15 protein-coding genes and 1 riboswitch are annotated in these 21,999 nt (G+C 62.6%); of the genes, 5 read left to right on the forward strand and 10 right to left on the reverse strand.

What is annotated here, in order from left to right; all coding sequences use genetic code 11:
- Window positions 1-70: 70 nt before the first annotated feature.
- From Mame_RS00485 to Mame_RS00500, 4 genes are all read left to right on the forward strand, one after another.
- Window positions 71-1,078, forward strand: coding sequence for an ABC transporter substrate-binding protein (locus Mame_RS00485; RefSeq protein ID WP_018063470.1), 1,008 nt, complete (start codon window positions 71-73; stop codon window positions 1,076-1,078).
- Window positions 1,079-1,262: 184 nt separating this feature from the next.
- Window positions 1,263-2,312 (forward strand): ABC transporter ATP-binding protein, encoded by a 1,050-nt coding sequence (locus Mame_RS00490; protein ID WP_018063469.1) that lies wholly within the window; start codon window positions 1,263-1,265, stop codon window positions 2,310-2,312.
- Window positions 2,309-3,991: an ABC transporter permease subunit gene (locus tag Mame_RS00495; protein ID WP_018063468.1), complete on the forward strand. Its 1,683-nt coding sequence runs from the start codon at window positions 2,309-2,311 to the stop codon at window positions 3,989-3,991. Before Mame_RS00490 ends, Mame_RS00495 begins: the two co-directional genes overlap by 4 nt.
- A 14-nt stretch (window positions 3,992-4,005) precedes the next feature.
- Entirely contained in the window at window positions 4,006-4,734 is a 729-nt protein-coding gene (locus Mame_RS00500; protein ID WP_018063467.1) for an HAD family hydrolase, read from the forward strand.
- A 44-nt stretch (window positions 4,735-4,778) separates the two neighbouring features.
- On the opposite strand, the gene Mame_RS00505 is transcribed toward Mame_RS00500, so the two are convergent.
- Entirely contained in the window at window positions 4,779-5,495 is a 717-nt protein-coding gene (locus tag Mame_RS00505) for a DeoR/GlpR family DNA-binding transcription regulator (RefSeq protein WP_235726793.1), read from the reverse strand.
- A 252-nt stretch (window positions 5,496-5,747) separates the two neighbouring features.
- On the opposite strand from Mame_RS00505, the gene Mame_RS27185 reads away from it, so the two are divergent.
- On the forward strand, window positions 5,748-9,476 hold the full coding sequence (locus tag Mame_RS27185) for an autotransporter domain-containing protein (RefSeq protein WP_018063465.1): 3,729 nt from the start codon (window positions 5,748-5,750) through the stop codon (window positions 9,474-9,476).
- A gap of 133 nt (window positions 9,477-9,609) precedes the next feature.
- On the opposite strand, the gene thiC is transcribed toward Mame_RS27185, so the two are convergent.
- From thiC to Mame_RS00555, 9 genes are all read right to left on the reverse strand, one after another.
- Window positions 9,610-11,412: a phosphomethylpyrimidine synthase ThiC gene (thiC, locus tag Mame_RS00515; RefSeq protein ID WP_018063464.1), complete on the reverse strand. Its 1,803-nt coding sequence runs from the start codon at window positions 11,410-11,412 to the stop codon at window positions 9,610-9,612.
- A gap of 98 nt (window positions 11,413-11,510) precedes the next feature.
- Window positions 11,511-11,640, reverse strand: a riboswitch (TPP riboswitch).
- A gap of 107 nt (window positions 11,641-11,747) precedes the next feature.
- Window positions 11,748-13,589, reverse strand: coding sequence for a glycine betaine ABC transporter substrate-binding protein (locus Mame_RS00520; RefSeq protein ID WP_018063463.1), 1,842 nt, complete (start codon window positions 13,587-13,589; stop codon window positions 11,748-11,750).
- On the reverse strand, window positions 13,586-15,103 hold the full coding sequence (locus Mame_RS00525; protein ID WP_018063462.1) for a BCCT family transporter: 1,518 nt from the start codon (window positions 15,101-15,103) through the stop codon (window positions 13,586-13,588). The genes Mame_RS00520 and Mame_RS00525 overlap by 4 nt, the downstream gene beginning before the upstream one ends.
- A gap of 430 nt (window positions 15,104-15,533) precedes the next feature.
- Window positions 15,534-16,277, reverse strand: coding sequence for a pyridoxal 4-dehydrogenase, SDR-type (pldH, locus tag Mame_RS00530; protein ID WP_018063461.1), 744 nt, complete (start codon window positions 16,275-16,277; stop codon window positions 15,534-15,536).
- A gap of 36 nt (window positions 16,278-16,313) precedes the next feature.
- On the reverse strand, window positions 16,314-17,498 hold the full coding sequence (ppaT, locus tag Mame_RS00535) for a pyridoxamine--pyruvate transaminase (protein ID WP_018063460.1): 1,185 nt from the start codon (window positions 17,496-17,498) through the stop codon (window positions 16,314-16,316).
- Window positions 17,499-17,508: 10 nt separating this feature from the next.
- Window positions 17,509-18,315 (reverse strand): 4-pyridoxolactonase, encoded by an 807-nt coding sequence (pldA, locus tag Mame_RS00540; protein WP_018063459.1) that lies wholly within the window; start codon window positions 18,313-18,315, stop codon window positions 17,509-17,511.
- Window positions 18,316-18,376: 61 nt separating this feature from the next.
- The gene (locus Mame_RS00545; RefSeq protein ID WP_018063458.1) at window positions 18,377-19,312 is read right to left on the reverse strand and encodes a putative B6 ABC transporter permease subunit 1; all 936 of its coding nucleotides are present in this window, start codon (window positions 19,310-19,312) and stop codon (window positions 18,377-18,379) included.
- 1 nt (window position 19,313) lies between these two features.
- A complete protein-coding gene (locus Mame_RS00550; protein ID WP_235726792.1) occupies window positions 19,314-20,417 on the reverse strand; it encodes a putative B6 ABC transporter permease subunit 2 in 1,104 nt (367 codons plus the stop codon).
- On the reverse strand, window positions 20,414-21,943 hold the full coding sequence (locus tag Mame_RS00555) for a putative B6 ABC transporter ATP-binding protein (RefSeq protein ID WP_018063456.1): 1,530 nt from the start codon (window positions 21,941-21,943) through the stop codon (window positions 20,414-20,416). The genes Mame_RS00550 and Mame_RS00555 overlap by 4 nt, the downstream gene beginning before the upstream one ends.
- Window positions 21,944-21,999 lie beyond the last annotated feature (56 nt).

Consider the following 21,999-nt stretch of genomic DNA (forward strand, 5'->3'; position numbering starts at 1 on the left):
CGTTCATTTTCAATGGATAAATGTCTTAAAACGAACATTTTTGTCGTTTCAGGTACAAAGGAGAACGAAGATGAAGAAATTTGGATTTTTGACGCTTGGCGCACTCACCGGCGCGCTGATCTCGAGCGCTGCCTTCGCCGAGACGATTACCGTGTATACCTCTTACGAAGAAGACGAGGCCGCAGCCTTTCTCGAAAAGGCAAAGGAGGCCATGCCCGATATCGACGTCAACCTTCTGAGGCTCTCCACCGGCGATCTCGCCGCCCGCATCATCGCGGAAAAGGCCAATCCCCAGCATGACGTTCTCTGGGGTTTTGCCGTCACTTCCATGGTCAATCCGCAGATCGAGGAAACGCTGGAAGCCTACGAGCCGAAGGGCATCGATACCGTTCCCGCGCAGTTCCGCGATCCCGACAACAAGTGGTTCGCGGTTACCGGCTACATGGCGGCATTCTGCGTCAACAATGAACGCCTCGAGGCCGAGGGGCTGGAAATGCCGACCTCGTGGGCCGATCTGACCGACCCGTCCTTTGCCGATGAGGTGGTCATGCCCAACCCGGCAAGCTCGGGCACCGGCTATATCCAGATCGATGCGCTGCTCCAGATGATGGGCGAAGACGAAGGCTGGGCCTTCCTCGACAAGCTCGACAAGAATGTCGCGCAGTACATCAAGTCCGGCTCCCGCCCCTGCAACGTCGCCTCGATGGGCGAATACACCGTCGGCGCTTCCTATGCCATGCGCGCCATCAAGAACATCGAGGAAGGCTACCCGATCACCATGGTCGTGCCCTCCGAAGGCGCCGGCAATGAGCTGGAAGGCAACGCGCTGGTCGCCTCTTCCGAGCACAAGGATGCCGCCAAGCGGTTCCTCGACTGGACCCTCAGCCCCGAAGCGGCCACGGCCTATTATGACTGGAAGACGATCGTGACGGTTCCGGGCGGCGATGTTCCGGAGCGGTTCATCTCCGCAGGTCTGCCCGAGGATGTTCCGGCCGCCCTGTTCCCGGTCGACTTCCGTGCCGCGGCCGAAGACCGCACGGAGATCATCAACACCTGGCAGGAGCGCTACGAGCGCTAAGAAACGCCAGATGATGACGCAGCCGGCGGGCGATCATGCCCGCCGGCGCTTTCCGCCTTGTGCATTTCGTCGGAAGCAAGCTTCGGCTGATCTATTTCATAGAATTGCTATGTGGCTCCAGTGGGAAACGGCATCGTCCTTCCCCGACCCGCACTGCCAAACCCGCATCAGGAGAGAACGCGCGATGGACCTTTCGATCCGCAACCTTGTCAAGCGCTTCGACAGGCTGACAGCACTCGACAACGTCACGCTCGATGTCCCGCACGGAAACTTCGTCTGCTTTCTCGGTCCGTCGGGCTGCGGCAAGACCACGCTGCTGCGCGTCATCGCCGGACTGGAAGATGCGGATGAAGGCACGATCGAACTCGGCGGCGAGGACCTGACGGCGGTGCCCACGCGGGCGCGCAATTTCGGTGTCGTGTTCCAGTCCTATTCGCTGTTTCCCAACATGAGCGCGGCGCGCAATGTCGGTTACGGGCTCGAATGCCGGCGCTGGGACAAGGCCAAGATTGGCAGCCGCGTCGACGAGATGCTCGACCTCGTGCACCTTGGCGACCATCGCACCAAACTGCCGGCGCAGATGTCGGGCGGCCAGCAGCAGCGCATCGCGCTGGCGCGCGCGCTTGCGCCCGATCCGTCCCTGCTTCTGCTCGACGAGCCGCTGTCGGCACTTGACGCCAAAGTGCGCGAGGAACTGCGCGTCGAGATCCGCAGCCTGCAGCAGCGCCTGAACCTGACCACGATCATGGTCACGCACGATCAGGAAGAGGCGCTGGCGATGGCGGATGTCGTCGTGGTCATGAACAAGGGGACCATCGAACAGATCGGCTCCCCCCGCGAACTCTATGCCGAGCCGCAAACCGCCTTCGTCGCCGATTTCATCGGCCGCATGAACATCTTGCGGCTGGATGAGAACGCACCCATGCAGCCGAGCTTCGGCGGCGTGGCGCTCCACCTTGCAGACAGTGCACACACCGCGGATCATATCACGGCCCTCGGCGTGCGCCCGGAAATGATTTCGCTGACCGAGGTCGACGCCGCCGGCGACAACACCCTGAGCGCAACCGTCACCGGCGTTACCTATCTCGGCAACATCACCCGCGTCGAGGTGGTGACGGATGCCGAGCCCAAGGCGCCGATCAGCGTTGAGCTGCACGGCGCGAGCGCGGTTCCGAAAGTGGGCGAGCGTCTCGGCATCGTTATCCCGGCCGAAGCCCTGAGGGTGCTTGCATGAGCAACGCCGTGAAGACCGCAAGCCGTCCCGCCCGCGGCACCGACATTGCCGACCGCGCCAGCATCTGGGCGATGACGCTGTTCGTCGCAGCCCTCCTGATCATCTTTCTGCTGCTGCCGCTGCTGGGCATCCTGATGCGCAGCCTGGAGACCCCGGACGGTCTCGGCCTCGGCAATTTCATCGCCACCTTCTCGACCATGCGTTTCTGGGAACTCGTCGGCGACAGCATTCTGGTCTCGCTCACCTCCACGGCAATCGTGGTGGTGGTCGCCTATGGCTATGCCTATGCGCTTCAGCGCGCGATCATTCCCGGCAAATGGTTCCTGCGCATCGTGATCCTGGTGCCGCTGTTCGCGCCATCGCTGGTTCAGGCCCAAGGCCTGATCCTGCTTCTCGGACGCAACGGCATCCTCAACCGCTTTCTCGGCTTTGATCTCGACATCTACGGCTTCTGGGGCGTGGCGATCGCCAATGCGCTTTACGCCTTTCCCTACGCCTTCCTGATCCTGTCGGCGGCGCTCGCCGTGGCGGACGCCCGGATCTATGAAAGCGCCGAGGCGCTTGGCGCCGGCCCGCTGCGCATCTTCCGCGACGTGACGCTGCCCGCGACCCGCTATGGGCTGGCCGCCACGCTGTTCATCGTGTTCATGCTGGCGATCACCGACTTCGGTAATCCGATGGTGATCGGCGGCGATTTCAACGTGCTGGCGACGGAGGTCTACAACCAGGTCATCGGTCAGGCCCAGTTCGGCCTCGGCGCGGTCATCGGCGTGGCGCTTCTGGTGCCGGCCATGTTTGCCAAGCTGATCGAAAAGCGGATGACGGCGCGTCAGCACGCGCTGGTCACCGAGCAATCCCGGCCGCTGACGCCCCGGCCTTCTGCCCGGCGCGACCTGTTCTTCTCGCTCTATGCCTATGTTGTGGCGGGGCTGGTTGTTTCCGTGGTCGGCATCGTTGTGTTCGCGAGCTTCGTGCATCTGTGGCCGTACAATATGAGCTTCACGCTGCGCCACTACCGCTTCGACGTCCAGAACGGCACGGACCCGCTCTGGAACAGCGTTTTCGTCGCTTTCGCAACGGCCATTGTCGGCATCATCGTCACTGGGCTCGGCGCCATCGTGGTGCACAAGTTCAAGACCGCGCTGACCGGGCCACTGTCGTTTCTTGCGATCCTGCCGGCCGCGGTGCCCGGCATCGTGCTCGGTCTCGGCTATATCCTGGTGTTCAATTCGCCCGCCAATCCGCTCAACTTCCTCTACGGAACCTTTGCGCTAATCGTGATCCTCGAGGTCTATTACAACCACGCCCATGCCTTCCTGATCTCGTCGACCAGCCTGAAGCAGATCGGCGCGACATTTGACGAGGCCTCGACGACGCTCGGCGGCACTTCGATGACGACCCTGCGCAAGGTCACGCTGCCGCTCATCTGGCCGACCCTTCTGGGCGTGGGCGTGTTCTATTTCATGCGCTCCATGGTCTCGCTGTCGGCGGTAATTTTCCTCGTCACCCCCTCGACCCAGCTTGCCTCGGTCTCGGTCCTGCAATTGTCGGATCGCGGCGCGATCAACCAGGCGGCCGCCTTTTCGGTCTGCATCATGGGGATCGTGGTGCTGTGCCTGATCGTCGTGCGCGTGCTGATGCGGCTCGCCGGCGTCAAGAATGTAAATCTCATAAGATAAGAGCGGAAAACGCCATGACGGCCTCCCCCATCAAGGCCATCCTTTTCGACAAGGATGGCACCCTCCTCGATTACCAGCGCACCTGGGCGCCCATCAACCGGGCCGCAGCCGATCTCGCCGCGAGCGGCGATCCGGCGCTTGCCGCGCATCTTCTGAGCGTTGGCGGCATGGACCCCGAAAGCGGGCAGACATCGTCAAACAGCCTGCTGGCCGCCGGCAATACCGACGAGATCGCCAGGGCCTGGATCGAGGCCGGCGCACGATTCAGCGTCGGCGAACTGACCGCCGCGCTCGATACGCTGTTTACCGCCGCGGTGTCGGACGCCGTTCCGGTCACCAACCTGGTCAAGCTTTTTCGCAACCTGCATGAGCGCGGGTTCCGGCTCGGCATCGCCAGCAGCGACAGCCAGGCGGCGATCGAAGGACTGGTGGAGCGCCTGTCGCTGACCCCGTGGATCGATTTCATCGCCGGCTATGACAGCGGCTACGGCGTCAAGCCGGAACCCGGCATGCTGCTGGCGTTTTGCGAGGCGATGGGCGTTTCCCCCGCGCAGACCGCGGTCGTCGGCGACAATCCCCATGACATGAACATGGCGATTTCCGGCGGGGCGGGTCTCAGGGTCGGCGTTCTGACGGGAACGGGAACGCGCGACGTGTTGCAGCCTCTGTGCGATGTCTGCCTTCCGGGGATCCAGACGCTCGCCACCGACATTTTCGAGAACATAGCGGCCTCAAGGACATGAAACCGACAGCGGAAAAGCGGCCGGCGGCGCGCTTTCGCCGCGGTTCAGCAAACGATCTCGACGCCGTTTTCATCCAGAAGACGACGGATATCCCCTCCCGGCATGGTGTCGGTAACAAGCGTGTCCACATCGGATATCGAACCCAGCCGCACCATGGCGCGCTTGCCGAACTTGCTGCTGTCCACGGCCAGAAGCGTGTGGCGCGATTGCGCCATCGCCGCCGTCGCGACCACGCTCTCGGCATGGTCGTCGTCGCAGAGGTCGCCGTCGTTGTCGATGCCGCTCACCGAGATGATCGCACTGTCGAACTTGAAGTTGCGGATGAATTCGGGCGTCTCTTCCTGGAAGATACCGCCATGGATCGGACGCACAAAACCGCCGGGGACGGCCAGCGTGAAATTGGTGTTCTCGTTCAGGATCGTCGCCACCCTGAGGCTGTAGGTCAGAACCCTGAGATGATTGCGGCTCGACAGCGCGCGGGCGATCGCCTCGCAGGTGGTGCCGGAATCGATGAAGATCGAGGCGCCATCCGGCACAAGGTCGGCAACAAGTTCGCCGATGCGCTGCTTCTGCTCCGCATTGTCGACGCGCCGACGGCGGTATACGGTTTCCTCCAGCGGGCCGACAAGCACCGCCCCGCCGTGAAGACGGCGCACGCGACCCGCCTTTTCAAGCGCCAGAATATCGCGCCGGGCCGTCTGGGTGGTCACCGTGAAGAAATCGGAAATCTCCTCTACGGAGATATAGAAGTTCTTCTCCATCAATCGCAGTATCGACGACTGACGGCTTTCTTTCTTTCTTTCTTCTCCGTTGCTTTCCACGTCCACACCACCTCCAGCACCATTTCCGATTCTGTGCCCTCCTTTTTGAAACACCGAGGGCGTGTACGCAAGGAATCTATAAAAATGTTGTAAATATGACATATAAGGGTCTTATATGTCGCTTTCGAAACATGTTAACCTGACGACGCAAATCGAAATTTCATAGCGTTCCGATTACGAAAGGAATACCCGATGAATGGTATCATTCAGCGGCTGGGAAGCCGCGCGCACATTTCAGGCAAGATGCTGGGCCTTCTGAGCGGCGTTTCGCTGCTGGCCGTCAGCGCTGTTCCGGCGACCGCCGAAGACAATGCGCTGCGCATCATCTCCCTGAACACCTGGGGGGCATCGACGCTCATTCCCGAAGCGGCCGATCTTCTTTCATCGGGCAATTACGACTTCATCACCATCCAGGAATATCGCAACAGCTACGGCGTCGACATCCAGAAGAAGATGGCCGAGCTTGGCGCCGGCGACTATTCGCTGCACGAGAAGGGCGATACCGGGCTCGCATGGCGCGACAAGGACATCATCGATTACAGCAATACCGATGAGCCGGTTCACGTCGTTGTCGGTGGCGAGAACGGTCGCCCGCAGACGATCATCGCGACGGAGCATCTCGACTATCGCGATGATGCCTTCCTCCATCGCAACCGCGAAGCCCATGAGCTGAACGACTGGGCCGCAGGCAAGGCAAGCCCCATTATCATGACGGGGGACTTCAACGCGGGCGACATCTCCGAGCGCGGACTACTGGAAGTGGTTCAGCAGGAATTCATGATGAAGCGCGCGCGCGAGACCGGCAATGCGGACCACAAGGCCTGGGCGCTGCAATATGTCGCGCGCAATCACGCCATCGGTTCGGAAAAATACGCCGCCGCCGAAGCTTATATCAACCGCGAGACCAATACCGCGCCGGAAGGCCTGTTCACCGACGAGACCTATCCCGTGGCGGGCAACACGCCCTACACGATGAACCTTCTGAAGAAGCAGTACCAGATCCTGCAGAACCCCGAGGATCGCGAGCGCTTCGCCCCCCACAAGCTGGCGGATGGCAGCACCACATGGCCGAGCGTCGAGGAAGACGACGAGGCCTTCAAATGGCCGTCCTGGGGCCGCACCCAGATCGACCACTTCATTGCGTCGCGCCCCTATGCCAAATGGTGGGAACTGACAGATGCCGAAGACGATCGCTATGTCGGCGGCGTTCTCGATCAGGACATCAGCACCACCGAGAGCGGCAAGGCGCTTTCCGACCACGAACCACTCGCCCACGAAATCCGCTGGAAGGGTCCCAATGTCGAGGAAATCGGCGACGACAGCGGCAAGGTTCGCCTGACCTTCGACGCCAACACGCGCGATTCCGCCGAGCGCGCCGGCGAGTTCCGGCTGTCGCGCAACAACCACCGCACCGATGTCTATCTCGGCCAGCTTTCCGATGAGGATGGCCGTCCGATCTATGCGCAGGCCCCTGAAGTCAGCGAGGACCGTCTCGGCTTCCTGCTTGCCAACGCAGTCTATGACCGTCACGACCCGGAAGCCTTCCAGGAGGAGCTTTCCCTCTACGTGCCCGCCGAACAGCAGGCGGTTTACAAGGCCTATCTCGACAAGCTGACAGACACCTCCAATCCTGAGTTCTTCCGCAACGTTCTCGACGACTATTTCCAGGCGCATCGCGACGAGTTCCCGGGCATCGGCAGCATCAGCGACATGAGCTGGGAGCAATGGGGCGATATCCTCATGAAATATGTCGATGAGGACCTCGCCTTCGACACCAAGCCGGAAAACCCGGCCTGGGACGAGCTTGTGGCAACGCTTGGCCTCAACGATCCAGCCGTGCGCGCCGCGCTTTCCGAGAAGACCGGGCTCGACTTCGAAAACGACCCCTTCGCCCCCCTCAAGCTGGCGCTCGATTGCGCCGATGCACAACATCTCTCGCTTCAGGGCGCCCGCGCGATGTGCGTGGACGATCATGAGCGCTTCCGCGATATCGTCGTCACCGCCGGCAAGACCGTCGCCATTGACGAGAGCGCCGCGCTCGGCTCGACCGACGGTCTGATCACGCTCGACAATGGCGGCATCCGCACCGCCGGACCGGACGATGACTGGGCGCAGTGGACCGGCCCGATCACGTCGATCGACAAGGCCATCCGTTTCGACGGCCGGGGCTGGATCGACGTCTCGCATCCGACGGTTCCGGTCACCGCCCTCAAGACGTTCTCCGGCGACGGCACGTTTGAAAAGCGCGGCGTAGGCACCCTGCTTTTGACGGCCGACAGCTCCGGCTTTGCCGGCACCACGCTGGTCAATGAGGGCAAGCTCTTGGTGGGCGACGAAAACGGCGTCGGCGCGCTCGGCGGCAGCATGACCGTCAATGACGGCGCGATACTCGGCGGCTCCGGCACGATCGGCTCCGGCGCGGGTTCGCTGGTCGCAATCGCCGCGGGCGGCACGCTGTCGCCGGGCAATTCCATCGGCACGCTGACGATCGACGGCGATCTTTCCTTCGCCTCCGGCTCGATCTTCGCTGTCGAAGTGGACCCGGAAACCGGCCTGAGCGATGCGGTGACGGTCACCGGCAAGGCCTCGCTGGACGGAACGCTCGCGCATGTCGGCTTTGACGGCGTCTATGATCCGCGCTCGACCTACACCGTCCTCTCGGCCGGTGAGATCGAGGGCCAGTTTGCAAGCGTCACCTCCGATTTCGCCTTCCTGACGCCCGACTTCATCTATGGCGCGAGCGAAATCGGCCTGAAGCTGCAGCGCAACGACCGCGATTTCGCATCGCTGGCTCAAACCGCCAACCAGGCGGCCGTTGCGGCAAGTGTGGAGTCGATCGGCTTTACCGCCGGAAACCAGCTCTATGACGCGATCGTCATGCTGCCGGACGATCCCGATTTCATCCGCAACGGCTTCGACCAGCTTTCCGGCGAGATCCATGCGTCGGTCAAATCGGCGTTGATCGAGGAAAGCGGCATCGTCCGCGGCGCGGAAGCCGATCGCCTGCGGGCAGCCTTCGGCACGGTCGGCGCATCGTCGGCGCCGGTTCTCGCCTACGGGCCGGACGGGGCTAACCTTGCCGCCCCCGATCAGGCAGACGGGATCGCCGCCTGGGGCAGCGCCTTCGGGGCGTGGAACAAGTTCGACGGCAACGCCAATGCCGCCGGCCTCGACAGCGCGACGGGCGGCCTGCTGGTCGGCGTCGACATCCCGGTTGCCGAAACCTGGCGCGTCGGCGCGCTCGCCGGCTACAGCCGTTCGAGCTTCGACAGCGACGACCGCGCGTCGTCGGGTTCCAGCGACAACTACTCGCTCGGCCTCTATGCCGGTTCGCAGTGGGGTGGCCTCGGCTTCCGCTCGGGCCTTGCCTATACGTGGCACCAGATCGATACCAGCCGTTCGGTGTACATCCCGGGCCTCTCGAACACGCTCGACAGCAGCTATGACGCCGGCACCTTCCAGGCGTTCGGAGAACTCGGCTATCAGTTCGATCTCTCTGACGTTCAGCTGGAGCCGTTCGCCAACCTCGCCTATGTCAATCTGGATAGCGATGGCTACAGCGAGACCGGCGGCGCTGCGGCGCTGAACGGCGCAAGCGGAAGCTCCGACACGACCTTCACCACCGTGGGGCTGCGCGTATCGTCCGACTTCATGCTGGGCCAGACAAAGGCGAAGGCAAGCGGCATGATCGGCTGGCGTCACGCCTTCGGCGATATCACGCCGTCCGTCACGCAGGCCTTTGCGGGCTCGACGCCGTTCACCATCACCGGCGTCGCCGTTGCCGAGGATGCCGCCGTGGTCGAGGCCGGTCTCGATTTCGACCTGTCACCCAACACCACGATCGGCGTTTCCTACCAGGGCCAGTTCGGCGACGACGTCAGCTACAACGGCGTCAACGCAAGGCTCCAGGTGAAGTTCTGATCCCATAATGCAAATTCGCGGGCGGGAGCCATTCCCGCCCGCAAGGCCATCGTCCAAGACGACATGATTGGCCGTGCAGTGTGCCGGCTGCGGTTTTGCCCACCGCCGGCAGGCAGCTACCCCGGACGCAGCCTCACTTGGCGTCCTCCAGCGGGACATACAGGTCTCCGCCATCGCGGAATTTTTCGGCCATCTTCTCCATTCCCTCCTTCTGCGCCTCTGCCCGGATGTCGTGACTGATGCGCATGGAGCAGAATTTCGGCCCGCACATGGAGCAGAAATGCGCGACCTTGTGCGCCTCCTTCGGCAGGGTCTCGTCATGCATCGAGCGCGCCGTTTCCGGGTCGAGCGACAGGTTGAACTGGTCTTCCCAGCGGAATTCGAACCGCGCGCGCGATAGCGCGTCATCACGGATCCGCGCCGCCGGATGCCCCTTGGCGAGATCGGCGGCGTGGGCGGCGATCTTGTAGGTGATGACCCCGGTTTTCACGTCGTCGCGGTCGGGAAGGCCGAGATGTTCCTTCGGCGTCACATAGCAGAGCATCGCCGTGCCGAACCAGCCGATCATCGCAGCCCCGATACCCGAGGTGATGTGATCGTAGCCCGGCGCGATGTCCGTGGTGAGCGGTCCGAGCGTGTAGAACGGCGCCTCGCCGCAAGTTGCAAGCTGCTTGTCCATGTTCGCCTTGATCTTGTGCATCGGGACATGCCCCGGACCCTCGATCATCACCTGACAATCCTTGGCCCAGGCGATCTGCGTGAGTTCCCCCAGCGTTACGAGCTCGGCGAACTGCGCCTCGTCGTTGGCATCGGCGATGGAACCAGGCCGCAATCCGTCTCCAAGACTGAAGCTGACATCATAGGCCCGCGCGATGTCGCAGATCTCGTCAAAATGCTCGTAGAGGAAGCTCTCGCGGTGATGATGCAGGCACCATTTGGCCATGATCGAGCCGCCGCGCGATACAATGCCGGTGACACGGTTCACCGTCATCGGGATCATGTGCAGCCGCACGCCGGCATGGATGGTGAAATAATCCACCCCCTGCTCTGCCTGCTCGATCAGCGTGTCGCGAAACACCTCCCATGTCAGGTCCTCGGCGATGCCCCCGACCTTCTCCAGCGCCTGATAGAGCGGCACCGTCCCGATCGGAACCGGCGCGTTGCGGATGATCCAGTCGCGGATATTGTGGATGTTGCGGCCGGTGGAAAGATCCATCACCGTATCGGCGCCCCAGCGGATCGCCCAGACCATCTTTTCCACTTCCTCGGCCATCGAGGAGGTCACCGCCGAATTGCCGATATTGGCATTGATCTTGACGAGAAAATTCCGGCCGATCGCCATCGGCTCCAGTTCCGGGTGATTGATGTTGGCGGGGATGATCGCCCTGCCCTTTGCAACCTCGTCGCGCACGAATTCAGGTGTGATGAAATCGGGGATTTCGGCGCCGAAGGCTTCGCCGTCCCGTTCCATTGCCTGCCTTGCCGCCTGCCGTCCGAGATTTTCGCGGATGGCGACAAACTCCATTTCCGGGGTCACAACACCGGCGCGGGCATAGGCCATCTGGGTAACGGCGCGGCCGTTCTTCGCGCGTTTCGGTTCGTGCCGCACCGGGAATTCCGGCACCAGCCGCTTGCCCTCGGCGAAACCATTGTCCGCAGGCTTCACATGGCGGCCGTCATATTGCTCGGTGTCGCCGCGCGCGGCAATCCAGGCCTCTCGCAGGCGCGGCAGGCCGCGTTCAATGGCGATCTCGGCTTGCGGGTCGGTATAGGGGCCGGAACTGTCATAGACGGTGACAGGCAGTTCGCCTGCTGTCGGATGCACATCGATCGCGCGCATCGGCACGCGGATATCGGCGTGAAACGCCCCCCGGTGCCAGACGCGGCGCGAGGCGGGCAGCGGACCCGTGGTGACGGTTGGGAAAAGGTCTTTCATTGGTCGGAGCCTCCAGTGCTCGAAGCGTGGAGACCCAGTTCCCGGTAATGAATGGAGATTGGCCGCGTGAAACACGCCATAAAAGTCTCCGCCGGAGACGCGCGGCCCGAACACCATCCCTACGCCAGTATGAACTGGATCAGGTTCATCGGGTCACTGCGCTGCACGGACCTGCCGGTCCGGCCATCAGAATCTCAGCCCCTTGTCGGGACCCCCCGGGTGAATGCGCCAAGATTGCGGCCCGCGCCGCGCTTTGTCAACCGCCGGACAGGCGATTGCCGAGATGTTCGCTTCCTCGAAACTGAAGACCGCAGACTTTCGTTTCCGGATTGTGATCAGTCGGTCGTTTCCCGTTCTGGCCTGACGAAGAGCCAGCCCGCCCATATGAGATACCCGAAGATCGCGATCATCAGGATCGCGCGACCGGGATAGGGATTGATCCGGTCGTCAAGGATATTGACTTCCGGCGTCAGCGCGGCAGCGCGGCGCAGGTGCGGGTCGACCGCTGCGTGGAGGCCGAGATTCCGGTTTATGGCTGCCACGCTTTTATCCTGCAGCGGTCGCGGCTCGTCGAAGAACGCATTGGGACCCTGCTGGCCGATCAAGAACCGGTCGGATGTGGCGGGTCCGAACAGGATCATTTGCGTGGAAAGCGTTTCGACGGTCTCGTCAATGCCCGGATATGTGCCCGCGGCGATCTGCGCCTCGCGCATGACCGGCATGGAAAGACGGTCGGCATTGGTCCACCAGCCGGCAACATCGGCAAGGGTGACATCGTCCGACCGCGCGAAAAGATCGACCAGATCCTGACGGCCTCTTGCGGCAAAGATCAAAGCCAGGTCGGCATCGCCATCGCGCAATACCGCTGACGCGGCCTGTGCGCCAAAGACATCCAGCGGCATGACGCTGATGTCTCGGTTGCTGTTGTGGGCGACGGCCAGCGCGAGCGTATGCGAGGCCGACCCCACCGGTCCCGTCGCAATCGTCAGCGTTCCTTCCGGCAATGCGCGGTCATCGGAGCGCGTCAACACATGCAGGAAGGTCGAGCCGATGGCGGCGATCGCCTCGACACGCTCATCACGGATCACGCGGCCATCGGTCAGGCTGAAGCCGGAGAGCGCCGGCGTCAGCGCCAGCCTCGCTTCGCCGCTTGCCATCGCTTCCAGCGGCACATTGGTCGACAGAAGATTGACGTCGCGGCCGCGCATGGATTTGCGGACCGCGCGCAGCGTTTCGATGCCGGCATCGGTGCCCATCGTCTCCGGTCCCATGGCGATGGCAAGAACCGGCGTGCGCTCGCGTGGCGGCTTCGCCACCAGGCCGAGGTCGTAAAGCGCCTGCCGCGCCACGCGGTTGACCGGCCGGCCATCGAGGCGCACAGCGGCGTTCAGCGACCGCATCATGTCGTCATCAATCCTGCCCGCCAGTTTCTGCATGGCGGCGGCGATGTCGGGAGTCCGCTCCAGCGCGAGGTCCGATGTCAGCGGCGCGGCCTGATAGACGGGAAAGAACCCCGTGGCATCGCTGAGCGCGACAAGCTCGTAATCGCTTATCTCCGGATCCGTGGAGAGGCCGACGATGATGTCGACGCTTCTTTCCAGAAGCGCGTCATACATGCCCTCCCGGCTCGTTTCGCTGAACACCTCGATATCTTCGAATGTCAGACCGAACCGGTCCAGGAAAGGCTCCAGCCCGTCGCGGGGTCGCTCCGCGAAGGATTGCGTGACGCCGAGGCGCAGCCTGCCATCCGCACCGGCAAGATCGGAGATGTCATCGAGGTGATTGGCGGCCGCGATGGCTGGCCGGGTCAGAACCACGTAATCGGTTTCGAAGCCGAGCCTGTCGAGCAGGACAAGGCCGTTGCGGGCGAGCCCCTCGGAGGCCACCCGCATGGCTTCGTCTGCATCATCATTGCTGCGCGCGCCCAGGAACGCCAGCGCCGTGCCGGTATATTCGGGATATAGATCGATGTCGTCGTCGATCAGCGCCTGGTAGACCACGCCCGTGGCACCGAGCGAGGGCATGCGCTTGACCGACACGCCATCCTCTTCCAGCAGAAGGGCAAACATTTCCGCCAGAACGCGGCTTTCCGCCAGGTTCTTGGAGCCCACCCTGACAGGGTCCGACGAGCAGCCCGCCAGCAGGATAACGATCAGCAGCGAGACAAATGCCCTCATGACATCACCTCATTGGTATCGGCCTCGACCGGTTTCTCGCGCGAGGGATCACGTCTTAATCGCCGCAGGAAACTGACGATCTGCAAGATCAGGATCGCGGAGAACGGTATCGCGCCAAGCGTCGACATGGCCCTTGCCACATCGACGGATCCCGCCAGAAGCGTTGCTGCCGTGATGACGGCGACGATGCTGCCCCATACGATTTTCGCGGCGGCGGGCGGATTGAGATTTCCGTTCGTGGTCATCATGGACAGCACGAATGTGCCGCTGTCGGCCGACGTCACCAGGAAGATCACGATCAGCAGCAGCGCGCCAATACTGAGCACCGAGGAGAACGGGAAATAATCGAGAAACGAGAACAACGCGGCGGCAACATCCTGCGTGATGACGGACGCAAGGCCACCGGGACCGTACATCTCGACATAAATGCCGGCGCCGCCGAAAACGGCGAACCAGAGAATGGAAAAGGCGGTCGGGATCAGGATGACGCCCATGCAGAATTCGCGGATGGTGCGTCCGCGGGAAATGCGCGCGATGAACACGCCGACGAACGGTCCCCAGGCCAGCCACCAGATCAGGTAGGTCAGCGTCCAGTTGGCCGACCACTCCGTCAGCTCCTCGAACGGGAACAGGCGGAACGACATGCTGACAAACTGCGACATGTAGGCGCCGATCGTCGTTACGAATGTTTCCATGATGAAGGCCGTTGGCCCGAAGATCAGGATGAAAGCCATGAGCGCCAGACCCAGCATCATGTTGATGTCGGAAAGCAGTTTCATACCCTTTTCGACGCCTGTGAGCGTCGAGATCATGTACATCACAAACAGGGCGGCCAGCACGGCCAGCGAAACCGCGTTGATCGCGGGGAAATCGAACAGCGCGGTCAGGCCCGAGCGCACCTGCAGGGCGCCCATCGCCAGAGAACCGGCAAGGCCGAAGACCACGGCAACGACGCCAAGAACGTCTGCAGTGGTGGCGGCGACATCGGACGAGCGGCCGGAAAAGAGCCCACGCAGCGGAGTCGAAATCAGCGGCGGCTTGTCCAGCCGGAAAGTGAAATAGGCAATCACCAGCGCGCAAACGCCGTAGATCGACCAGGCATGCAGCCCCCAATGCAGGTTGGTGATCACCATGGCCTGCCGCGCGGCTTCAGCCGATGCAGGCGTGCCGACGGGCGGATTTTCAAAATGCGTCACCGGCTCGGCAACGCCCCAGAACAGCAGACCGGCCCCCATGCCGCCGGCAAACAGCATCGCAATCCACGACGAATAGGAAAATTCTGGCTTTTCATCGTCCTTGCCCAGGCGAATGGAGCCGTAGGGACCAAATGCCAGAAACGCGGCCAGAAGCACGAAACTCGAACAGAGACCCAGCCACCACCAACTCGCCCCGACCATGAAATAGCTGGTGAAGCCCAGAACGCTTGCCGCCATCTGATCTGGGGCAATGACGCCCCACATGCCGATCGGCAGGCAAAGAAGGAGCGAAATGATGACGACTTTGTTGAACTGCACGATCGAACTGCCCCCGCTTTATATTGCAGCAGAGCCGAGAAAGCTCCGCACAACCATCCTTGGGTTTGTCCAACATTTTTGTAAGTCGATGTCAACGTGCACCAACAAAAATTGATGTCTGAAGGTCACGCCTCAACGGCGATACGCTACTAAAGCATGCAACAATACTTTATTTTTTGAATAAAAAAATATTTACAATTACATAAATAAAGAATTTTATTATTTTATAATAACTATCTCGAGTGAAAGACACCTGAAACCTGATCAATTGCGCCGGTAATTCATGCATTTGCTGCGCCCTCGAGCACAGCGGTGAATCGCCAACCGGTAGTGGTTCGCCATCGAGGCTCCGCGTATGTCGCGAAGCCTCCGCTTCATCCATCGATTTTGTCGCTTTGTCGCGGATGTCTACATTCGACCGCGCAGTGCCTTAAAGGCGGATCATGCCGGCGTCGACATTGACGCACTGGCCGGTCATCCAGCCGGCGTCGTCGGAGACGAGGAAGGCCACGACCTTGGCAATGTCGGCGGGCTGGCCCTTGCCGGGCATGGCCTGCAGCATTTCGACGAAACCGAAGCTTTCGGCATGCGGGCTGCCCTTCACGCCGTCGGACTCGATCAGCCCCGGCGTGACCGCGTTGACGCGGATGCCGTATTTGCCCACTTCCGTCGCCAGCGCGCGGGTGAAGCCGACCACGCCGCCCTTTGCCGCCACATAGGCGGACATGTTCGGCGTGCCGGCATAAAACGCGTTCGAGGCGATGTTGAGCACCGTGCCCTTGCGGCCGGCGGTGCGCATCATGTCGGTCGCCTTGCGGCTGGCGATGAACACGCTCGTCAGATTGGTGTCGATGATCTTCTGCCAGTGCGCCAGATCCACATCGTCCCAGGCAATATAGGGGACGATGGAGGCGTTGTTGACGAGAATGTCGATGGCGCCGTTCTCGGCGGCGTCTTCCAGCATCGTGTTGACCTCATCCACCTTGGTGGAATCGCAAGTGACGCCCACCGCGCCGTGGCCGATCTCCGCGGCGGCGGCCTTAGCGCCCTCGCCGTTGATATCGGAAATCACGACCTTTGCGCCCGCTTCGGCCAGCGCCCTGGCGATGGCCTTGCCGATGCCCTGCGCTGCGCCGGTTACAACGGCCTTGCGGCCTTCAAGACTGGTACTCATTCCCTCTTGTCCTTTCTTTTATCGCCGTTTCCGGCCCTATTCTTCGATTGCTGCGTCCCAGGCGGCCTGAGCGGCCGCAAGCCCCGCCGCGACATCCACCTTGGCGCCCAATGCCTTCAGCGCCCCGCCCATCGCGGCAACAGCCAGAAGCGCGTAGGCCGGCTGAGCCGTCGGACCCATATGACCGATGCGGATAAGCTTGCCGAGCGTTTCCGCCCGACCGGCCGACATGGAAATGCCGTATCGCGCCCGCGCCTCCGCCAGCACTGGCCCGGCATCGATGCCATCGGGCATCTTCACTGCAGTGGCGGTTGGCGAGGCGATGTCTTCGGAAACCGGCCAGAGGTCGATCCCCATGGCCTTGATGCCTTCCCGGCAGACCTTGGCCGTCACCGCATGACGTTTCCAGACGGCTTCCGGGCCCTCTTCAAGATAACGGTCGAGCGCAGCGCTCAGACCGTTCAATTCCGCCACCGACGGCGTGAACGGGAAGGGCTCGGTCTTCTTCCAGGCGTTCTTCCAGTCGGTGAAGCTCAGCATGGAGGCAAAGGGCGCATCCGGATTGGCCTCGATCTTGGCCCATGCCGCTTCGGACACGGCGACCAGCGAGAGCGACGGCGGGCAGCCGAGGCATTTGTTCGGGCCGGTGACGTAAATCGCCGCCTGGCTGGATGTCGGGCTCGTGGGCATGCCGGCCCAGGAAGAGACCGCATCGACCAGCAGCAGCGCTCCTGCCTCGGCGACAACCGCGCCGATCGCGTCGATATCGTTCAGCGTGCCCGACGGCGTGTCGTGATTGCAGACACAGACAATCTTAACCTCGGGGTGCTCCTTGAGGAAGGCGCGGACCTGTTCAGGATCGATCGCGGTGTTATAGGGCACCTCGATTTCCTCGACCTTTTTGGCATAGCGTGCGGCCCAGTAGCCGAAGCCCTTGCCATAAACGCCGGAAGCGAGGTTGAGGACCACGTCGTCTCTGGCGATGAGAGAGGCGGCAGCGCCCTCGAGCGCCAGCACCGGCTCACCCTGCAGGATCAGCGGCGGCAGATCACAGCCAAGCGCTTCCTGCGCCTTCAAGGTGAGATCCTCGAAGAAAGCCTGGAAGGCCGGATCGTAATCGTAGAGCACCGTGGTGCCGAGCGCACGCAGCACTTCCGGGTAGGCGTCAACAGGACCGGCCGTCAGCGTGAAGACCGGGGGTTTGGTTTCAGGATATTTCATCTGGTCCTCCTCAACCGTAGAAATTGACGCCGGTCTTGTAGTCCTTGAAGCTTTCGGGATCGTGGCTGAACAGAACCTCGGCGTTGGTCTTCTTCTCGATTTCCTTCAGGCGGCGCATCGAGTTCACGCCCGCCACGGGATCGATGTGGAAGCCCGCATTGATGTCATTGTCGTAGTTCTTGCGGGTATAGGCGGCATCGAGCGTGAGCAGCAGCGGACGGCGCGTGTCGAATTCCACCAGCAGCGAATAGTGCCCGACGGTATGGCCCGGTGTGTAGAGCAGCGTCACGCCCGGGGCGAGTTCCACATCGCCTTCGATCAGTTCGAATTTCGTGTTTGCCGCCGTCTGCCCGGCGCCGAGCTGGTCGCTCATGCCGCGCGCTTCCGCCACATCGGTGGAGAAGGCGAGGTCGGAATAGCCCAGCACTTCGAAGGGCTGGCACTTGGCCGCCTGGGGGAGTTCGTCTTTATGGCAGAGCTTCTTCGCATCGGGGAAGAACTTGTTGCCGCCGACATGATCGAAGTGGAAATGCGAGTTGAACAGGACATCGATGTCCTTCGGCTCCAACCCCAGAAGCTTGAGCGCGCCGGGAATGGTCTGCTCCTTGGTCTGCTGCGGTTTTTCGAAGGGCAGCACCTTCTGCACATGGTCGAAATCATAACCGGTATCGATCAGGAACTTTCCCTTGGGGTGATCGACGAGCACGGAATAGACGGGAAAGCGAACCTCGCCGCCCGGCCCCTTGTTCCACCAGATATGAAAACCGTCGAGCACCAGCGAACCGCCGTCGAGCAGGAAGACCTTGGTATCTGCCATGTCACTTCTCCTATAGGTTTGTCCGGCCTCTCCCGGACCCGGAATTGGTGGATGACGCCCTTTACCGGGCGCCGCGTTCGTAAGCGGCACCCAGTGCCGCCGGCAGCTTTGCCCGGCGTCCGAAAAGCACGAGGACCAGCATCACCGCCGCGAAAGGCAGCATCTGGATGACGTCGGTCGGAATGTTCGACCCCGCCACCTGAAGCGCCGTGGTCAGCGACAACGCCGCGCCGAAGATCAGCGAGCCGATCAGCACCCAGAGCGGCCGGCCCCGCGCCAGCATGGCCAGCACGATGCCGATGAAACCCGCGCCGCCGGTCATGAAGGGCAGGAACAGCCCCGCCCCGATATTGGCGAGATAGGCCCCGCCGAGCCCCGCCATCGCGCCGGTGAACAGAACCGCGAAAACGCGGATGCCGAGCACATTGCCGCCGGCCACGTCGAGTGCGGCCGGCCGCTCGCCGGCTGCCCGGAGCGTCATGCCGAGATTGGTGCGCCGGTAGAGGACCGCCAGCACCACGACCGCGAGGAGCGCGAAGTAGACGATCAGGTGACGGCCGAACAGCGATGGCCCGATCACCGGCAGATCGGTCAGCCCCGGAATGTTCAGCCGCTCGGGTGCCGGCAGGCGCGGATAGGTTCGCGAGAACTGGAAATGGTGGAGCAGCGCGGTCAAGCCCTCGACCCCGAGCGTCAGGCCGATGCCGATCACGATCTGGTTCAGCCCGAGACGCACGCACAGCACGGCCATGACGATAGCGACCAGCACGCCGCCAAGGATGCCGCCGAGAAAGCCGAGCCACAGGGATTCTGTCCTGAAGGCAACGAGGAAGCCCATATAGGCCCCCATCAGCATCATGCCTTCGATGCCGATATTGAGGACGCCCGCCTTTTCCGACATCTGCTCGCCAAGGCCGGCCAGAAGCATCGGGATGGCGGCGACGATCGCGCCGGTGAGAAGAGACGACAGGAACGCCTCGGTCAGCAATCCGCCCATCTCAACGCTCCTTCTTGCGTTTGTGCTGATCGATATATTCGCCGAGCCCAAGGCAGATCAGCAGGCTCGCGACCAGCACGAGGGTAAAGTTCTGCGGCACGCCGAGACGGCGGGCGGCGCTCTCGCTGCCGATCATCAGCGCGGAGTAGAAGAAGACGAGCACGATCGCGCCAAACCCGTTGAAGCGGGCGAGAAACACCAGCGGGATGACCATCAGCCCATAGGCGGGGTTCCAGTTGGCCGGCACATTGCCGGCAACGCCGAGGATTTCGGAAGCGCCGGCAAGCCCGGCAAGACCTGCCGAGAGCCCGAATGTCGCCATGGTCAGGAGCGGTACCGAGAGGCCCGCATGGGTGGCGGCGACAGGGTTTGCGCCCACCATCCGCAGCCGCAGACCGAAGGATGTGCGGGTCATCATCAGGTGGACCGCCAGAACGGCGATCAGGCCCCAGATCAACCCGCTGGAAATCGAGGTGTCGAACAGGCGCGGCAGACGGTCTGCCACCGGGAGCGTACGGGTCTGCGGCACTGTGGTCGCCGGGTCCCGGAAGATGAGCTTGACCAGCGTCGCGGCCAGCAGCACGCCGAGAAACGACATCATCAGCGTCGTGATGATTTCGTTCACGCCCTGATAGGCCTTGAGCAGCGCCGGTATGACCGACCACAGCGCGCCGACGATGGCGGCCAGCAGGAAACCGACCAGAAGCACCACCCAGCCGGGCAGAATGCCGACCAGGAGGGGCGCGGTCGCCGCGGCGGCGACAGCGCCGAGCAGGAACTGTCCGTCCGTTCCGAGATTCCATATCCCGGCGCGAAACGCGACGATCAGCCCGGCGGCGAGAAACAGAAGCGGCGCCATGCGGGTTGCCGTCTGCTGCAGGCCCAGTCCCGAAAACAGCGAGCGCTCAAGGATATAGCCGTAATAGGTCAGCGGATTGACGCCCACCAGCATCAGGATGATCGCCGACAGCAGGAAGGCCGCGATGATCGGACCGACCGTCAGCGTCAGGATGCGCTGGAACGTGCTACGTTCAGTGACCGGGCGCGCGCTGCGGGCGGTCTTCGTGTCCGCCGATACGGGCTTGGTTTGGTCTTGCATACTCATGCCGTCGCCTGTCTCACTTCTTCCTCGCCGGCCATCATCCGGCCGATGCGCAGGCGCAGGGCCTCGCCGCTGCCGTCATTTTCGACGATCCCGCGGATACGGCCGCCTTCCATCACCGCGATACGGTCCGACAGCGCCATCAGCTCGTCGAGGTCTGTCGAAATCAGCAGCACGCCAAGGCCGCGTTCGGCGATATCGGCGATGCGCTGGCGCGATGTGTCGATGTTCTGGAGGTCGAGGCCGTAGGTGGGTTTGTTGAACACCACGACGCGGGCCTCGCCCGAGAGTTCGCGCCCCAGAAGAACCTTCTGGATATTGCCGCCCGAAAGCCGCCCGATCGGGGTGGTCTCGCTCGGCGTGCTCACCGAGAACCGTGTGATGAGTTCGCGCGCATGCTCCGCGATCCGGTGCGGGCGCTCCATGCCGTTCACCCAGAAGGGCGGCTGGCCGATATCCTTGAGGACCGTGTTTTCCGAGATCGGAAAGGCGGCGACCGAGCCTTCGGACAAACGGTCGTCCGTCAGATAACGCAGCCCCTTGCGGCGGCGCTGGGCGATGGAGGCGCGGGTAATGTCCTCGCCATCGAGTTCGACGCGTCCGGACTTGAGAGGCCGCTGGCCCGCCATGGCCTCGGCAAGCTGCTTCTGACCATTACCGTCGATCCCGGCCACGCCGACGATCTCGCCGGCTCTGAGGCTCAACGAAATATCTTGAAGGCCCATGACATCGGCATCGCCCTCGGTCGAAAGGTCCTCGACCCTGAGAGCGACATCGTCGCGCGCCGTGCTCTTGCGGTGCTCAGTCGAGGTGGCCCCGGCCTCGCGGCCGAACATCAGGCGGACGATCTCGTCCACCGCCTCATCCTCGGAAATGGATTTGAGCTGTTCCGGCCCCATTTCGCCGGCAAGCGCGCCCTGCTTGAGCACGGAAATACGATTGCCGTAGCGATAGGCCTCGGCAAGCTTGTGGGTGATGAAGATTACGGCCAGCCCGCTTTTGACGAGCTGCTGCATCCGCTCGCCAAGCTCCTGCGCGCCCTGGGGCGTCAGCATGGAGGTCGCCTCGTCGAGGATCAGCACCTTGCTGTCGCGCAAAAGCGCGCGGGCGATCTCGATCTGCTGCTGCTGTCCGAGCGAAAGCTCGCCGGTGATGGCATCGAGCGGCAGGGAAAGCGCGAATTGCCGCTTCAGCTCCTCCATGCGCGCCGTGATCCGGGCGCGGGGCGGACGCTGATACCAGGGCGCGCCCAGCGTCAGGTTCTCCAGAACCGTCAGCGTCGGCACCAGCATGGAATGCTGGAAGACCGTGCTGATGCCGGCATCGAGACTGGCCGAGGGGCTCGCCAGCCGGGTTTTCTCGCCATTGAGCGAGAGATAGCCCTCGTCCGGCTGCTGAAGGCCGGAGAGAATGCCGACCAGCGTCGATTTGCCGGCTCCGTTCTCGCCGAGAAGAACATGCACCTCACCGGGGTGAAATGTGAGCGAGACGTTGTTGACCGCGATCACGCCGGGAAAGCGCTTGGTCACGCCGTGTACGCCAATGACACCTGCCCCCGTTTCCGGGGACAGGTTTGTCGGGGTTG

Source organism: Martelella mediterranea DSM 17316 (assembly GCF_002043005.1).
Taxonomy (GTDB): Bacteria; Pseudomonadota; Alphaproteobacteria; order Rhizobiales; family Rhizobiaceae; genus Martelella; species Martelella mediterranea.

Bases quoted from the DNA above. Each gene is read 5' to 3' on its own strand.
- thiC (WP_018063464.1), bottom strand. From the start codon at position 11,412: ATGAAAGACCTTTTCCCAACCGTCACCACGGGTCCGCTGCCCGCCTCG.
- pldA (WP_018063459.1), bottom strand. From the start codon at position 18,315: ATGGCAGATACCAAGGTCTTCCTGCTCGACGGCGGTTCGCTGGTGCTC.
- Mame_RS00495 (WP_018063468.1), top strand. From the start codon at position 2,309: ATGAGCAACGCCGTGAAGACCGCAAGCCGTCCCGCCCGCGGCACCGAC.
- Mame_RS00485 (WP_018063470.1), top strand. From the start codon at position 71: ATGAAGAAATTTGGATTTTTGACGCTTGGCGCACTCACCGGCGCGCTG.
- Mame_RS00490 (WP_018063469.1), top strand. From the start codon at position 1,263: ATGGACCTTTCGATCCGCAACCTTGTCAAGCGCTTCGACAGGCTGACA.
- Mame_RS00520 (WP_018063463.1), bottom strand. From the start codon at position 13,589: ATGAGGGCATTTGTCTCGCTGCTGATCGTTATCCTGCTGGCGGGCTGC.
- Mame_RS00500 (WP_018063467.1), top strand. From the start codon at position 4,006: ATGACGGCCTCCCCCATCAAGGCCATCCTTTTCGACAAGGATGGCACC.
- Mame_RS00545 (WP_018063458.1), bottom strand. From the start codon at position 19,312: ATGGGCGGATTGCTGACCGAGGCGTTCCTGTCGTCTCTTCTCACCGGC.
- Mame_RS27185 (WP_018063465.1), top strand. From the start codon at position 5,748: ATGAATGGTATCATTCAGCGGCTGGGAAGCCGCGCGCACATTTCAGGC.
- ppaT (WP_018063460.1), bottom strand. From the start codon at position 17,498: ATGAAATATCCTGAAACCAAACCCCCGGTCTTCACGCTGACGGCCGGT.
- pldH (WP_018063461.1), bottom strand. From the start codon at position 16,277: ATGAGTACCAGTCTTGAAGGCCGCAAGGCCGTTGTAACCGGCGCAGCG.
- Mame_RS00550 (WP_235726792.1), bottom strand. From the start codon at position 20,417: ATGAGTATGCAAGACCAAACCAAGCCCGTATCGGCGGACACGAAGACC.
- Mame_RS00505 (WP_235726793.1), bottom strand. From the start codon at position 5,495: ATGGAGAAGAACTTCTATATCTCCGTAGAGGAGATTTCCGATTTCTTC.